13 protein-coding genes and 1 pseudogene are annotated in these 13,803 nt (G+C 71.2%); 5 read left to right on the forward strand and 9 right to left on the reverse strand.

All coding sequences use genetic code 11. The features are described 5' to 3' along the window. Positions 1 to 89: 89 nt before the first annotated feature. Positions 90 to 386 (forward strand): Dabb family protein, encoded by a 297-nt coding sequence (locus tag OG407_RS07680; RefSeq protein WP_405856277.1) that lies wholly within the window; start codon positions 90 to 92, stop codon positions 384 to 386. A gap of 31 nt (positions 387 to 417) precedes the next feature. On the opposite strand, the gene OG407_RS07685 is transcribed toward OG407_RS07680, so the two are convergent. Further along, positions 418 to 1,527 carry an FAD-dependent monooxygenase gene (locus OG407_RS07685; RefSeq protein WP_405856279.1) on the reverse strand — a complete coding sequence of 370 codons (1,110 nt, stop codon included), beginning with the start codon at positions 1,525 to 1,527 and terminating at the stop codon, positions 418 to 420. A gap of 128 nt (positions 1,528 to 1,655) precedes the next feature. Here OG407_RS07685 and OG407_RS07690 point away from each other — a divergent pair, with 128 nt between their 5' ends. After that, positions 1,656 to 2,282, forward strand: coding sequence for a TetR/AcrR family transcriptional regulator (locus OG407_RS07690; protein ID WP_405856281.1), 627 nt, complete (start codon positions 1,656 to 1,658; stop codon positions 2,280 to 2,282). A 145-nt stretch (positions 2,283 to 2,427) separates the two neighbouring features. Here OG407_RS07690 and OG407_RS07695 read toward each other — a convergent pair whose 3' ends face one another. After that, the gene (locus OG407_RS07695) at positions 2,428 to 3,339 is read right to left on the reverse strand and encodes a hypothetical protein (RefSeq protein WP_405856283.1); all 912 of its coding nucleotides are present in this window, start codon (positions 3,337 to 3,339) and stop codon (positions 2,428 to 2,430) included. 264 nt (positions 3,340 to 3,603) lie between these two features. Here OG407_RS07695 and OG407_RS07700 point away from each other — a divergent pair, with 264 nt between their 5' ends. Beyond that, positions 3,604 to 4,398, forward strand: a complete 795-nt coding sequence (locus OG407_RS07700; RefSeq protein WP_405856285.1) for an SDR family NAD(P)-dependent oxidoreductase — start codon at positions 3,604 to 3,606, stop codon at positions 4,396 to 4,398. A gap of 344 nt (positions 4,399 to 4,742) precedes the next feature. Here OG407_RS07700 and OG407_RS07705 read toward each other — a convergent pair. The 4 genes and pseudogenes from OG407_RS07705 to lnt form a co-directional block, all read right to left on the reverse strand. After that, a pseudogene (locus OG407_RS07705) lies at positions 4,743 to 5,471 on the reverse strand (GAF domain-containing protein); the annotation flags it as partial. 77 nt (positions 5,472 to 5,548) lie between these two features. Further along, on the reverse strand, positions 5,549 to 6,169 hold the full coding sequence (locus OG407_RS07710; protein ID WP_405856287.1) for an SDR family oxidoreductase: 621 nt from the start codon (positions 6,167 to 6,169) through the stop codon (positions 5,549 to 5,551). A 54-nt stretch (positions 6,170 to 6,223) separates the two neighbouring features. Further along, complete coding sequence (locus tag OG407_RS07715; RefSeq protein ID WP_405856289.1) at positions 6,224 to 6,703, reverse strand: NUDIX hydrolase; 480 nt, start codon at positions 6,701 to 6,703, stop codon at positions 6,224 to 6,226. Between the two features lie 77 nt (positions 6,704 to 6,780). Beyond that, on the reverse strand, positions 6,781 to 8,391 hold the full coding sequence (gene lnt / locus OG407_RS07720) for an apolipoprotein N-acyltransferase (protein WP_405856291.1): 1,611 nt from the start codon (positions 8,389 to 8,391) through the stop codon (positions 6,781 to 6,783). A gap of 220 nt (positions 8,392 to 8,611) precedes the next feature. Between lnt and OG407_RS07725 the strand changes: the two genes are divergently transcribed. Further along, positions 8,612 to 9,694 carry an O-antigen ligase family protein gene (locus OG407_RS07725; protein WP_405856293.1) on the forward strand — a complete coding sequence of 361 codons (1,083 nt, stop codon included), beginning with the start codon at positions 8,612 to 8,614 and terminating at the stop codon, positions 9,692 to 9,694. Positions 9,695 to 9,709: 15 nt separating this feature from the next. Here OG407_RS07725 and OG407_RS07730 read toward each other — a convergent pair whose 3' ends face one another. Beyond that, a complete protein-coding gene (locus tag OG407_RS07730) occupies positions 9,710 to 10,255 on the reverse strand; it encodes a hypothetical protein (RefSeq protein WP_393038869.1) in 546 nt (181 codons plus the stop codon). Positions 10,256 to 10,361: 106 nt separating this feature from the next. After that, positions 10,362 to 11,147, reverse strand: a complete 786-nt coding sequence (locus tag OG407_RS07735; RefSeq protein WP_405856295.1) for a glutamate racemase — start codon at positions 11,145 to 11,147, stop codon at positions 10,362 to 10,364. Between the two features lie 57 nt (positions 11,148 to 11,204). On the opposite strand from OG407_RS07735, the gene OG407_RS07740 reads away from it, so the two are divergent. Then, on the forward strand, positions 11,205 to 12,383 hold the full coding sequence (locus OG407_RS07740) for a glycosyltransferase (protein WP_405856297.1): 1,179 nt from the start codon (positions 11,205 to 11,207) through the stop codon (positions 12,381 to 12,383). Between the two features lie 4 nt (positions 12,384 to 12,387). Here OG407_RS07740 and OG407_RS07745 read toward each other — a convergent pair whose 3' ends face one another. Then, a complete protein-coding gene (locus tag OG407_RS07745; protein WP_405868325.1) occupies positions 12,388 to 13,713 on the reverse strand; it encodes a TerD family protein in 1,326 nt (441 codons plus the stop codon). Between the last annotated feature and the right edge of the window lie 90 nt (positions 13,714 to 13,803).

Genomic DNA, 13,803 nt, shown 5'->3' on the forward strand with positions numbered 1-13,803 from the left:
TCCCGCGCGGTCCCTCGTCGTGAACCAAGTCGTCGGACGCCCCGTAGCCGTCAACGTCCACCGAACGCCGCGCGGGACCAGGAGCTGAAATGATCCGGAACATCGTCCTCTTCAAGCTCGACGAAGGCCTCACGCGCGAATCCCCCGAAGTCACGGAGGGGTTCGAACTCGTGAAGAGGCTCGACCGGGAGATCCCCGAGATCCGCCAGTGGGCGGTCGGCTGGCACGTCTTCGACGAGACACCCGCCTCCTACGACTTCGCGCTGAACAGCCTCTTCGACGACACCGCCGCCTTCCAGCGCTATTTCAACCACCCCGCGCACCTGGCCGCGATCGCCCACTGGATGCATCACGCTTCGTGGGTGGTCGTCGACATCCACGTCTGAGGCTTGTGACGGTCGTGGCCCGGTGTCGCCGTCAGGTGGCGACGGCCTGGAGCCTCGCGTTGCGCGCGTCGATCGCTTCCTGCGTGGAGGGCACGATGAGTTCGCCGCCGTCCGTGACGCTGTTCTGGGCGAACTCGGCGTAGGGGCGCTGGCGTTGCTCGTACCGCGCGAACGCCACCGTGTGGTCGCCGCCCGCGTCTTCGAGTTCCTCGGCGAGGAAGTGCGCGCCGCTGATGGCCAGTGAGGTGCCGCGGCCGGAGAGCAGCGCCGCGCAGTGCGCGGCGTCGCCGACCAGGACGATACGGCCGCGGTGCCAGGTGGGCAGGTGGATCTGGCTGACCGAGTCGAAGTAGAACTCGGGATCGGCGCGGACCGCGTCGAGCAGCTCCGGGACCTTCCACTCGGTGTGTCCCGCGAAGGCGTCCAGGAGGATCGTCTTCTGGGCATCGAGGTCGCGGTGGTCGTAGTCGAGGAGCCCGGAGCGGAAGAGGAACACCCCGAACGCCTTGTTCCTGTAGCGGGCGACGCTCGCGAGGTGGCCGGGGTAGTTGTACAGCGGGCTGGTCCGGTCGTCGGCCCGGGCTTCGGCGGGCAGGTCGGTGAGGGCGACGTAGAGGCCCAGGTGGCGCAGGTAGTCACGTTCGGGCCCGAAGGTCAGCCTGCGGGTGACCGAGTGCAGGCCGTCGGCGCCCACGACGAGGTCGAAGCGTTCGGCGCGGCCGGAGACGAAGTGGGCGTCGACGCCGTCGCCGTCGCCGGTGAGTGCGTCGACGGAGTCGCCGAAGACGATGTCCGTCGACGCCGGCAGTGCGGCGGCGAGCGTACGTACGAGGTCTTCGCGCGCGATCTCGATGTCGTCCCCGGAATCGCTCATCTCCTCGACCGGCAGACGGGCGGCCACGGAACCGTCGGCATGGACGAACATGCCGTGCTCCGCCATCCGGATGCGCTGCTCACGGAGTTCGGGCAGCACCCCCATCCGGTCGGCGCACTCGATGGCGTCGCCGCGGACGTCGATCGGAGCGCCGGTGACGCGCAGGTGTGCGGCGCGTTCGACGAGGGTCACCCGGTGGTCGCGGTTGCCGAGTTCCAGTGCCGTGGCCAGACCGGCGATGCCGCCGCCGGAGACGAGGATGTTCACGGGGAGTCCTGTCCTGTTCGGTCGATTGCGGGGTACTGCGCGCACGGCTCGCCGCGCAGCTAAAAGCGTCAACCTGTCGCATTAAAGCTAACACGTCAATCTGTTGCGTTAGGCCTTAAGGTGAGGGGGTGACGGCGACCCGAGAGCAGGACACGGACACGGACGACGCGGCCGAGCCGGTGACCACGCGGCGGCCGGGGGGCCGCACGGCCCGTACCCGGGCCCGGATCCTGGAGGCCACGTTGCGTCTCGTCGCCCGGGACGGCATCGCCGCCCTGCGCTACGAGGAGGTCGCCGAGCTGGCCGGCGTGCACAGGACGAGCGTCTACCGCAACTGGCCCGACCGCGAGGAACTCGTGACCGCGGCACTGCTCCAGTACTCGGGCACGGTGGAGCTGGAGGACACCGGGGACCTGCGCCACGACCTGGTCGACTACCTGGTGGCGCTGGCCGGCCTGTTGTCCACGACGACCGGCCGTGCCATGCAGCGCGCCATCCAGGACGCGGGGGAGAACCCCGAGGTCGCCCTGCCCGTCGATCGGATCTTCGAGCAGCGTCTGGCCCGACTCCAGCAGGTCGTGGACCGCGCCGTGGCACGCGGTGAACTGCCGCCGGTCGACGGCTACTTCCTCGCCGAGATGCTGACCGGCCCGGTCCACCTGTACGTCAGCCGGGGCCTGCGTCCCTTCACCCGCGCCGAGGCGGAAAGGATCACGGATGTGGTCCTGGCGGGGCTGCGGCACACGGCCGGATAACCGTCGGGAACAGGGTTCACCTGCCGACGTGTCAGGTCGTGTCACGTCGTGTCAGGTCGTGTCACCTGAGGGAACGCGAAGGGTGCCCGGCAGACAGAGAACCCGCCGGGCACCCACCCTTCCCTGATGACTGCCGCCTACCGCCTCATCGCGACGTCAGACCGGAGATCCGCCACAGCCCGTCACCGGCGCCACCGGCCATGTACGCGTCCCCGGACGCCACCAGCGAGAAGCTGAAGCCGTTGATCCCGACGAGGTTGGTGACGTGGGACTGCACCCCGGTGGCGGCGTTCACCCGCTTCACCTCGTCGCCGACCATGAAGTAGACCAGACCGTCGCCGCCGACCGAGATCGACGTGGGTTCGTAGGTCTCACTGGCCAGCACCCGCGTCGCACCCGTGGCCACGTTCGTCTGCAGAATGCGGCCTTGGCCCATGTCCGCGGTGTAGGCGAGTCCCGCCTTGTCGAACGCGAGGCCGTAGGAGAAGCCGAGCCCCGTGGCCACCACGCGCGACGTCCCGCCGTCCGGGACGGCGACGATCTCTCCGTTGCCGTCGGTGACATAGGTCGTGGTGCCGAAGCGGGCCACGCCGAAGAGCGAGGGCAGGCCGGCGGCCAGGGTACGGCGAGCACCCGTGGCGAGGGTGACCTGCTGGAGCGTGCCGTCGAAGGCGGTGATGTACGCGCTGCCGTCGGCGACGGCCACCCCGCGGAGGTTGCCAAGACCCGTGGTGACCGTGTCGAGCGCTCCGGTGGCCAGGTCGAGCTTGAGCAGATCGCCTCCCGAGTACGCCAGGTACAGCGCGCCCGCGTTGTCGGAGGCGATGGCGACCGGTGAACCGGCCGTCGGCGCGATCCGTACACAGTCCGTGGACGGGCACTTGACGTCACCCGTCGCGGCAACTGCCGGAGCGGCGAGGGTCATTGTGGCCCCCGACGCCAGCAACGCGCCGAGTGCCAGCGCCACGCCGAGCGCTCGCCCACGGCTGGTGAGCGAGCGGGCAGGGTGGTCGAGCGGGAGTCGCGTCGCGGTCCTAGATCTCATCATTGAGTCCATCCGTTCCTGTCCGTCGACGATGGGTACGCGCCCACGGGATCGCCGCGGGCACCGCATTGGCTACGCGCGGGGGTACGGGGAGGTTCACCAAGGGGGTCGGATTCAGGTCCGGACTTCAAAAGACGGGCGGTACCCGGCCCCGAGCAGCACCGCGCCCGCCCGCATCGACCGAAGTGGCGGCCCGATCACCCTGCCGCCAGGCTGACAGCAGACGTGCCATCACGCGCAGACACGCAAACGGACACACAAGGGGACTGGTTCCACATGCAGATCGATCTGACCGGACGCACCGCCCTGGTGACGGGCTCGACGCAGGGCATCGGCGCGGCGATCGCCGCGGGACTCGCGCGCTCCGGCGCCCGGGTCGGGGTGAACGGCCGGGACGAGCAGCGGGTCGCGGAGGGCGTCGCGCGGCTCGCGGCGGAGGTCCCCGGCGCGGACTTCGTCCCCGTGGCCGCCGACGTCGCGAACGCGGAGGGCGCCCAGCGCGTCCTGGAGTCGCTGCCCGAGGTGGACATCCTCGTCAACAACCTGGGCATCTTCGGCTCCGCCGACCCGCTGGAGATCAGCGACGAGGAGTGGCGCCGCTATTTCGAGGTGAACGTGCTGGCCGCGGTACGGCTGACCCGCATGTACCTGCCGGGCATGACGGCGCGCGGCTGGGGCCGGATCCAGTACATCGCGAGCGACTCGGCGGTCGTCATCCCGGCCGAGATGATCCACTACGGCATGTCCAAGACCGCGCTCCTCGCCGTCGGCCGCGGCTTCGCGAAGCAGGCGGCGGGCACGGGGGTGACGGTCAACTCGGTCATCGCCGGCCCCACCCACACCGGCGGCGTCGAGGACTTCGTCTACGAACTCGTCGACCGCGACCTGCCCTGGGACGAGGCCCAGCGCGAGTTCATGCGGAAGCACCGGCCGCAGTCCCTCCTGCAACGGCTCATCGAGCCCGAGGAGATCGCCCACATGGTCGTCTACCTCAGCTCCGACCAGGCCTCGGCCACCACGGGCGGAGCCCTGCGCGTCGACGGCGGATACATCGACTCGATCCTGCCCTAACGCCCTCAACTCATAGTCGCCGCACGCACTTCGTCCCCCAGAACTACGGTGTCCCACCATATGTGCCGCTGACGTGCCCCTTCCTATCCTGAGCCTGCTGCTGATGGGCGGGGCGACCTTCGCGATCGGGCTGCTGCCGACCCACGCGACCGTCGGAGCGGCGGCCCACGACCCCGCCTGCGAAGGACACGGCGAGTGCGACGGACGCCGCGGACGCTCGCACCGCCTGATCCCCACGCGCGGTACCGGCCCTCGTACGCCCCGCGCCGACGAGGGGCACCGGCACACCGGAACCGCCAACCTCCTTAGTCTCAGGGCGAGTTGGATCTCCAGGACGCGTCCCGGTCGATGGCGGCCGCGGCGAGCGCGGCGAAGGAGCCGAGCAGCGCGATCTGCTCCCGCTCGAAGACCCGCGCCCGCCGGTCCGCCGCGAACAGCACCCCGATGACCCGGTGCCCGAGCATCAACGGCACCCCGAGGATCGCCACCAGGCCCTCGTCCCGCACCCCGGAGTCGATGGTCAGGGTGTGCTGCAAGCGGTCGTCCTTGAAGTAGTCGTCGGTGACGTACGGCCGTGCCGTCTGGGCCACGAGTCCGCCGAGTCCCTCCCCCATGCCCAGCCGCAGCTGCTGGAAGCGGGCCGCGACCGATCCCTCGGTCACCCGCAGGTAGGTGTCGCCCCTGGCCGGGTCGTTGAGGCTGAGGTAGGCGATGTCGGTGCCGAGCAGCGACCGGGCACGCTGGACGATCGCCCGCAGTACGGCGTCCAGGTCGCGCAGTCCGGCGAGGTCGTGGGCCGTCTCGAAGAGCGCGGACAGCTCGGCCTCGCGTCGTCGGCGTCCCTCCAGCTCCGAACGCACGCGCAGCGCGAGGGTCTTGGCGTGTTCGAGCCCCGCGATCAGCTCGGCCGCTCTTCCCTCGGCGCGGGCGAGCAGTACGGGCTGCTCGTAGGCGTCGGCGGAGGCGCCCCGGGCCAGCAGTTCGAGGAACGGTGCCTCGGCACTGCTCGGTCGCGCTGCGGCACCGGTGGCGGTGGCGGAGCGCTCGGCGGACTGCACGTGATCGCTGGACATGCTCACAGGATTCCCCATCGCCGGGCCGGCCGGTCAGGCCTGTGGACAACTCGAAAATCGCCTGTGCACGAGGTGCTTCAGTGCGCGGTCCATCCGCCGTCCAGCACCAGCGAGGTTCCGGTGACGAAGAACGCGTGCGGGCCGCACAGATGGGCGACGGCCTCGGCGACCTCCTCCGGCTCGATGAGCCGTTTGACCGCGCTGTCCCGCAGGAGCACCTCGGTCAGGACCCGTTCCTCGGGGATGCCGTGCGCCTGTGCCTGGTCGGTGAGCTGTCGCTCGGCCAAGGAGGTGCGCACATAGGCGGGGTTCACACAGTTCGAGGTGACGCGATGGGGTGCGCCTTCGAGCGCGGCGGTCTTGGAGAGTCCTTCCAGACCGTGCTTGGCGGCCACATACGCGGACTTGAAGGCGGAGGCGCGCAGCCCATGGACGGAGGACACATTGACGATCCGCCCCCAGCCCTGCCCGTACATGTGGGGCAGGGCGCCGCGGATGAGCCGGAAGGGCGCCTCCAGCATCACGGTGAGCACCGTGTGGAAGACGCCGGGCGGGAACTCCTCGATGGGGCGCACCAGTTGCAGCCCCGCGTTGTTCACCAGGACATCCGTACCGACGGCGGCGCGCTCGGCGGCGTCCAGGTCGGTGAGGTCGAGGAGGCTCGCGTGGGTCCCGGGGAGAGCGTTGGGCACGGTCATGGGGCGAGCCCAGACAGCGCCCCCACCCCGCCACATATGGGCCGAGCACAGACTTCAGTCGGAACTCGTAGTGTCAAACCATGTGGGTGCGTCGGCCAGGGTCTGCTTGATCCGGAACAGCTGGTGATCACTGAGCTCGGGCAGCGCGTCCAGCTCGAACCAGCCGACCTCCAGCGACTCGTCGTCGTTCACGGCCGCCTCACCACCGACGGCCCTGCACCGCAGCGTGATGTCCATGAACTGACACGCGTCACCGTTGGGATAGCTGATCGGTCCCCCGGCCTTCACCATGACGACCCGTTCCGCGACGCACTCGACGGCCGTCTCCTCGAACACCTCGCGCACCGCGCAGACCGCGGGCTGCTCACCGGGCTCGGGAATGCCGGAGGGCAGCGCCCACTCGTGGTTGTCCGCCCGCTTGCCCAGCAGGACGCGACCCGCGTCGTCGAAGACAACGGCGCTGACCCCGGGAAGCCACAGCAGTTGATGCCCCGCGGAGGCCCGGATCGTACGGATGAAATCAGGAGTAGCCATGCTCCGACCCTAACGGGACGATCCATGGCCACTCCACGAACTGCCGTGCGCGCGGCGGGCGTACAGCAGGCGTACGGCTACACGTCGCCCGCGCGCCGCCCGCGCACACCGGCGGCGACCGCCCAGCCGAGGCCGGCCGCGGCGATGAGCACCAGGGCCATCTCGGGCAGGATGCCGAGCTTCGTGGCCGGGGTCTCCGAGGAGCGCAGCGGCACCTTCTGGACCAGGGAGTCGGCCACGAACATGCCGGTCTTCTGGGTGATCTTCCCGTCCGGCATGATGATCGCGCTGACGCCGCTGGTCACCGGGACGGTGACGGTCCGGCTGTGCTCGACCGCGCGGACCCGGGACATGGCGAGCTGCTGGTAGGTCATCTCGCTGCGGTCGAAGGTCGCGTTGTTGCTGGGCACGGAGATCAGCTGGGCGCCGTCGGTGACCTCGGAGCGCACGGCCCAGTCGAAGGCGGCCTCGTAGCAGGTGACCAGGCCGATCTTGGCGCCGTTCATGGTGAAGACGCCCGGCTTGGTGCCCCGGCTGAAGTCCTGGCGGACCATGCTGGTCCAGTTCTTGTTGATCGCCCCGAGCAGCGAGCGCATCGGGAGGTACTCGCCGAACGGCTGGATCTGCCGCTTGTCGTAGGTGTCGGTCGGGCCCTTCACCGGGTCCCAGAGGATCTGCTCGTTGTAGAGCTTGCCGCCCCGTTCGACGACACCGCCGACCGAGATGGGCGCGCCGATCGCCTTGGCCGCCGCGTCGATGTCGGTGTACGCCTGGGCGTCGGCGAAGGGGTCGACGTCGGAGGAGTTCTCCGGCCACAGGACGACATCGGGCTTGGCGACCTTGCCCGCCTTGACCTTCGCGGCCAGCCGCAGGGTCTCCTTGACGTGGTAGTCGAGCACGGCCCGCCGCTGGGCGTTGAACTCCAGCCCCGCGCGCGGGACGTTGCCCTGGATGACCGCGACCGTCGTGGTGCCGTCCTCGGCCTTGTCGCTCACCAGGGACCGCGCGGCCACCGCGCCGACCACCGGTACGGCCACGCTCAGCAGGGCCACGGCCGCGGCGGACCGCCGTACGACACGGGTGTTCCGGCTCTCCAGGGCCAGGCGGACGATCTCGTAGAGGCCGAAGCCGCACAGGACGACCGCGAAGCCGAGGACCGGGGTGCCGCCCACCGCGGCGAGCGGCAGGAAGACGCCGTCCGCCTGTCCGAACGCGATCTTGCCCCAGGGGAAGCCGTGGAAGGGGACACGCGCGCGTGCCGCCTCACCGGCGATCCACAGTGCCGCCGCCCACAGCGGCCAGGCGGGCAGCTTCGCGACCGCGGTGATGGCCGCGCCGACCAGCGCGACGAAGATCGCCTCGACCACGACCAGGGCGATCCAGGGTCCGGGGCCGACCTCCACGCCGGTCCACACCAGCAGCGGCAGCAGGAACCCGAGGCCGAAGAGGTAGCCCAGTCCGAGGCCCGCCTTCCAGCTGCGGCCCCGCAGCACCCACCCGAAACAGGCGAACGCGGGCAGCGCCAGCCACCACAGGGTGCGCGGCGGGAAACTGACGTAGAGCAGCACTCCGGAGAGCGCGGCTACGGCGGCCGGGACCAGACGGACGAGGCGGGCGAGTCGCGATCTGGGCGCGGCCTGCGGCTTCAGCTGGTCCGACTCGTCCACGGAAGTTGCGGTGACGGTCACTCCGGGAGTGTACGGCGGTCGGCCTCGGCGTTCACAGCACGGTCCGGATGGCAGCCCGGGGCACTGAGCAGGGCCGCAGCAGCATCGTTCCTGCGCAACTCGTCCACAAATCGGTCATCAGCCGTTACGGTGTGCCGGAGCCCCTGTCGTGCGGTCGGTCCAGGCCAGGACGGCCGGGGCCGGTCACGGGTCGGGGGCGGCCCGGTTCAGGGGGCGCGGGGTGGGTTCCACGGGGACGGCGTCGGCGACCGGTCCGGACGCCGACAGTGAAAGACGAAACGTTTCGGATGCGGCGGGCATCGCGGTGCTCGGTTCGTGTGCCGCGTGGTCGCTGATCACCGCCGCCATGCACGACGGCCGTCCCGAGGGCGTGCTGCTGGCGGTCCTGGCGGTCGCCGCCGGTTACGCGTCGGGGCGGATCTCCGGAGCGCTCGTACCGGTCGCCGCGCCCTGTGTGGGGGCGCTGGCCGGGCTCGGCATGGCGCTGGCCGAACCGCGTCTCACCCCGGGCCCCCAGTTCGCCGTTCCGCTCGGTCACGCCGGTGCGACCGCGGCCCTGCTGACCCTGGCCGTGGGTTCCGCGTGCTGCTCCGCCTGGGCCGCCTCGGCACCGGCCCTGCGGCTCGCGCTGTGGCTGCTGGCGGCCGGGATCACCGTCAGCGCGGCCGTCCTGGGCTCGCTCTCGGGATTCGTCCTGTGCACGGCGGTGCTGCTGTGCTCGCTCGCCGCCGGCCGAATGCGGCGCCGAGGTCTGGGCATCGCGGGCCTGGCTCTGGCCACGGCGCTGGTGACCGGCGTGACCTGGGCCGTCGCCGGAAACGTGCTCCCGGACGGACTGACCGCTTCCCTGGAGGGCCAGTTGACCCCGCACCGGGTCCAGCTGTGGCAGGACGCCCTGCACATGGCCCACCAGGATTCCGCAATCGGGGTGGGCCCCGAACGCTTCGGAGAGCTGAGCGGCGCGGCGGCCGAGGCCCTGCTCCCGGACGGCAAACCGCACTCCGCGCCGCTTCAGCTGGCGGCCGAGCAGGGAATCGTCGGCGTGCTCCTGCTGGCGGCGACCTACGGCTGGGTGCTCCACGCGCTGTGGCGCACCACGCGCTCCACGCCGATCGCGCTCACCGCGGGTGCCGCGCTGACGGGGCTCGCGATCGTCGCCTCGGTCGGCAACGCGCTGAGCTTCACCTCGGTGTCGGTCGGCGCCGGTTTCCTGGCCGGGCTGGCCACGGCCCACCCGCTCGCCGAGGACACCTCACGCACCGCGCCGGACGCACACGCGCGTGGCGACCAGTTGGCCCCGTGACGGACGAGGAACGCGTCAGAGCACCGCGCCGGACTTGGGCGGTGCCAGCCGGTCCGTGATGATCCGTACGGCCGCCTCCGCGTTGTCCACGGTGATCGTGAACGTGTGCCCGTCCCACAGCCGCAGGACGATGCCCTCACCACGCCGTACGACGACGGCGGTGCCCTTCTCGGGCCGCCAGCGGTAGCCCCAGCCGCCCCACTGGCGCGGGGTGACGTGCGGGGCGAACTCGGCGCCCGCGACGCTCGCGAGGGGGATGCGGCGGCGCGGCAGACCGATGTGGCCGCAGCGCACTTCGAGGGACTCCGTGTCCACCTTCAGGCCGACGTGCACGAAGGCGAGCGTGCCGAACAGCATGAGCAGTCCGGCCGCGATGCACCCGACGACGGACATGACGAGCGGGGCGATGCCGGACGTCCAGGTGGAGTCCACGGCCAGCTCGATGCCGAGCGCCATGCAGGCGGCACCGGCGAGCGCCAGCAGCCACTGGAACCGGTTCGTCGCGCGTCCGGTCCAGATCTCGGTCTGCGGGAAGGTTTCGTCGCGGGGATGGTCCCTCATGCCTACGAGACTACTCAGGTTTCGCTGCGCGGGTACGCCGTTGCGGAGGGTGACCGTTTTGTGCGGCGCCACGGTGGACACACAGGGTCCGGTCCGTCGCCGGTGCTCAGTGGGCGGGCGTGACGGCCCGCAGAAGTCGGCCCTCGGCGTAGACCGACGCGGCGGCGGGCAGCGCACCCTCACGGCCGTTCAGGAGCACCGTCACGGTGCCGTCGGGCAGCGCCTCGGGGGCAGGCTTTTCACCGATCCGGCGCAGTGCCTGGGCGGCCACCGCGTCGGCGGAGCCGTGCAGGACGAGCGGCGGGCGGTCGGTGCGCTGCACGGCGGCGCGGATGCGTTCGGCGACCAACTCGTAATGGGTGCAGCCCAGGACGACGGTCGTTACATCGTCGGGGGTCAGCTCGGCGGCAGCGGCGACGGCGGCGTCGATGGCCGCCTCGTCCCCGTGCTCCACGGCCTCGGCCAGTCCCCAGCACGGGATCTCGGTCACCGGTACACCGTCGGCGAAGTCCTTGATGAGGCCGCGCTGGTAAGGGCTGCCGGTGGTGGCGGGCGTCGCCCAGATCGCGAAGGGCGTGCCACCGGCGGCGGCCGGCTTGATCGCCGGGACAGTGCCGATGACCGGGATGCCGGGCTCCAGGTGGTCGCGCAGGACCGTCAGGGCGTGGACGGTCGCGGTGTTGCAGCCGATGATCAGGGCGTCGGGCCGGTGCGCTGCGGCGGCCTCGGCGACGGCCAGCGCGCGCTGGGCGACGTCTTCCGGTGTCCGCGGTCCGTAGGGCATGCCCTCGGGGTCCAGGGAGAGCACGAGATCCGCGTCGGGGCGCACCCGGCGTACCGCCGCGGTGGCCGCCAGAAGGCCGATTCCGGAGTCCATCAGCGCGATCTTCACCCGGCCACGATAGACGATGGCCTCTGTGGATCCGCTGCCGTGGGGCAGACTGCGCCCGTGAGCGCCATCGTGTGGATCGCCGCAGGATCCTTCGCCGCCTGGCTGTGGCTGCTGTTCTGTCAGGGCTTCTTCTGGCGCACCGACATCAGGCTCCCGACCCGTACCGACCCCGACGACTGGCCGTCGGTGTGCGTGGTGGTCCCGGCCCGCGACGAGGCCGCCGTACTGCCCGAGAGTCTGCCGTCGCTCCTCGCCCAGGACTATCCCGGACGGGCGGAGGTCTTCCTTGTCGACGACGGCAGTTCGGACGGCACCGGGGAACTGGCCCGCGAGCTGTCCTCACGGCACGGCGGGCTGCCGCTGACCGTGGACTCCCCCGGCGAACCGCCTGCCGGTTGGACGGGCAAGCTGTGGGCCGTACGGCACGGCATCGGTCTGGCACGCGCGCGTGGCCCCGAGTACCTGCTGCTGACGGACGCGGACATCGCGCACGCCCCGGACAGCCTGCGGGAGTTGGTGGCGGCGGCCCGCAGCGGCGGCTTCGACGCCGTGTCGCTGATGGCCCGGCTGCGCGTGGAGAGCCTGTGGGAGCGGCTCGTGGTGCCGGCGTTCGTCTACTTCTTCGCGCAGCTGTATCCGTTCCGCCGGATCGGCAAGCGGTCGGCGCGGACGGCGGCCGCTGCGGGCGGTTGTGTCCTGCTGCGCGCCGACGCCGCCGAGCGGGCGCGGATCCCGGACGCGATCCGGCAGGCGGTGATCGACGACGTGGCGCTCGCGCGGGCCGTCAAGGGCGGCGGGGGCCACATCTGGCTGGGGCTCGCCGAGCGGGTGGACAGCGTGCGCCCGTATCCGCGGCTGCACGACCTGTGGCGGATGGTCTCGCGCAGCGCGTACGCGCAACTGCGGCACAACCCGCTGCTCCTCCTGGGCACCGTCCTCGGGCTGGCGCTGGTGTATCTCGTGCCCCCGGTGGCCCTGTTCACCGGTCTGGCCGTCGGGAGTACGGCGACCGCGGTCCTCGGGGGTCTCGCGTGGCTGGTGATGACGGGGACGTACGTCCCGATGCTCCGCTACTACGGGCAGCCGCTGTGGCTCGCTCCCCTGCTGCCGTTCACCGCGTTTCTGTACCTCCTGATGACCGTCGATTCCGCGGTGCAGCACTACAGGGGACGCGGTGCGGCCTGGAAGGGCCGCACCTACGCGCGTCCTGACGCCGTCGTCGGCGACGAGAGCTGAAGGCTCACTTGCGACCTGGGGTCCAGTTCATGCCCCACCCGTAGACGCGGTCCACGGTCCGCTGCGGGCTCACCCCGCGGTCGGGGACGAGATAGCGGACCTCGCGCTGGACGACGAGATCGCCCCCGGTGTTGGTGATCAGGGCGAGCGCGCACACCGTGGAGGGCACCGTGCACTCGTCGAGCGAGAAGTCGATCGCGGCGCCGTGCTGCGGCTGCAGGGTGACCGTGGCGTGCAGGTCGGCGAAGGAACGGGCGCCTTCGTAGATGGTCACGAAGACCAGGATGCGCCGGAAGTCCTTGATGTGGTCGAGGTTCACGGTGAGGTTCTCGCCGCTCGCCGACGCGCCGGTGCGGTCGTCGCCGTCGAGGTGGATGTACGGGGGCCGCTGCAGGGAGCCGTACGCGTTGCCGAGGGCCTGGACGACGCCCTTGCGGCCGTCGGCGAGTTCGTACAGGGCGCACAGGTCGAGGTCGAGGTCCGCGTGCATCGCGACCGCCCGGCCGCGCTTGCTGCCCCAGCCCGAGAACTGCTTGCGCACCTCCCAGTTGAGGTTCACGCGCATGGCGCCCGAGGTGCCGCCCTGCTTGGTCAGGGAGACCGAGGGGGCCGCCTTGGTGAGCGTCACCTTGGTGAGCCGCACCGGGGCCGTCGAAGGGGGCGGGCTCACCGGAGGCGCGACCGGAGGAGGAGGCATGGTGACGGGCGGCTGGACCGGCGGCGGCAGGTTCACGGGCGGGCCGGAGGGCGGCGGCATGTGCACCGCCGGTCCGGCCGGCGACGGCATGGTCGCGGCCGGTGCCGTCTGCTGCGGCTCGTCCACGGTGATGCCGAAGTCGGTCGCCAGGCCTCCGAGTCCGCTGTCGTAGCCCTGGCCGACGGCCCGGAACTTCCAGGCGCCCTGGCGGCGGTAGAACTCGCCGAGCACGAAGGCGGTCTCGACCGTCGCGCCCGTGCTGTCGAAGCGGGCGACCGCGGAGTTCTGTACGGCGTCCCGGACCTCGATGTACAGGTCGGGGACCCGGCCGAACGTTCCGCCGTCGGCGGAGGCGGCGAGGACGATGCGGTCGACGGCGGGCTCCACGCGCGCGAGGTCGACGACCAGGCTGTCGGTCACCTTCCCGCCGGCGTTGCCCTTGCCCTCGTGGCGGACCGCGCCGGAGGAGTGCGCCGGCTGGTTGTAGAACACGAAGTCGCCGTCGGAACGGACCTTCCCGTCGACCAGCAGCAGCGCCGAGGCGTCCGCGTCCGGGACGCCGGGTCCGGACCGCCAGCCCAATTCGACGCGCAGTGCCGTCGTCGGCACCGGAACATTCGATCCCTTCGGCATCGACATGTCTGCCCCCATATCACGTGTCACCGTGCCAGGACACGCCCCGGCAGCCCATCGGGTGTCTACCCGCACAACCTATTCCCCGGG

The organism is Streptomyces sp. NBC_01515 (genome assembly GCF_045040345.1).
Classification (GTDB): Bacteria; Actinomycetota; Actinomycetes; order Streptomycetales; family Streptomycetaceae; genus Streptomyces.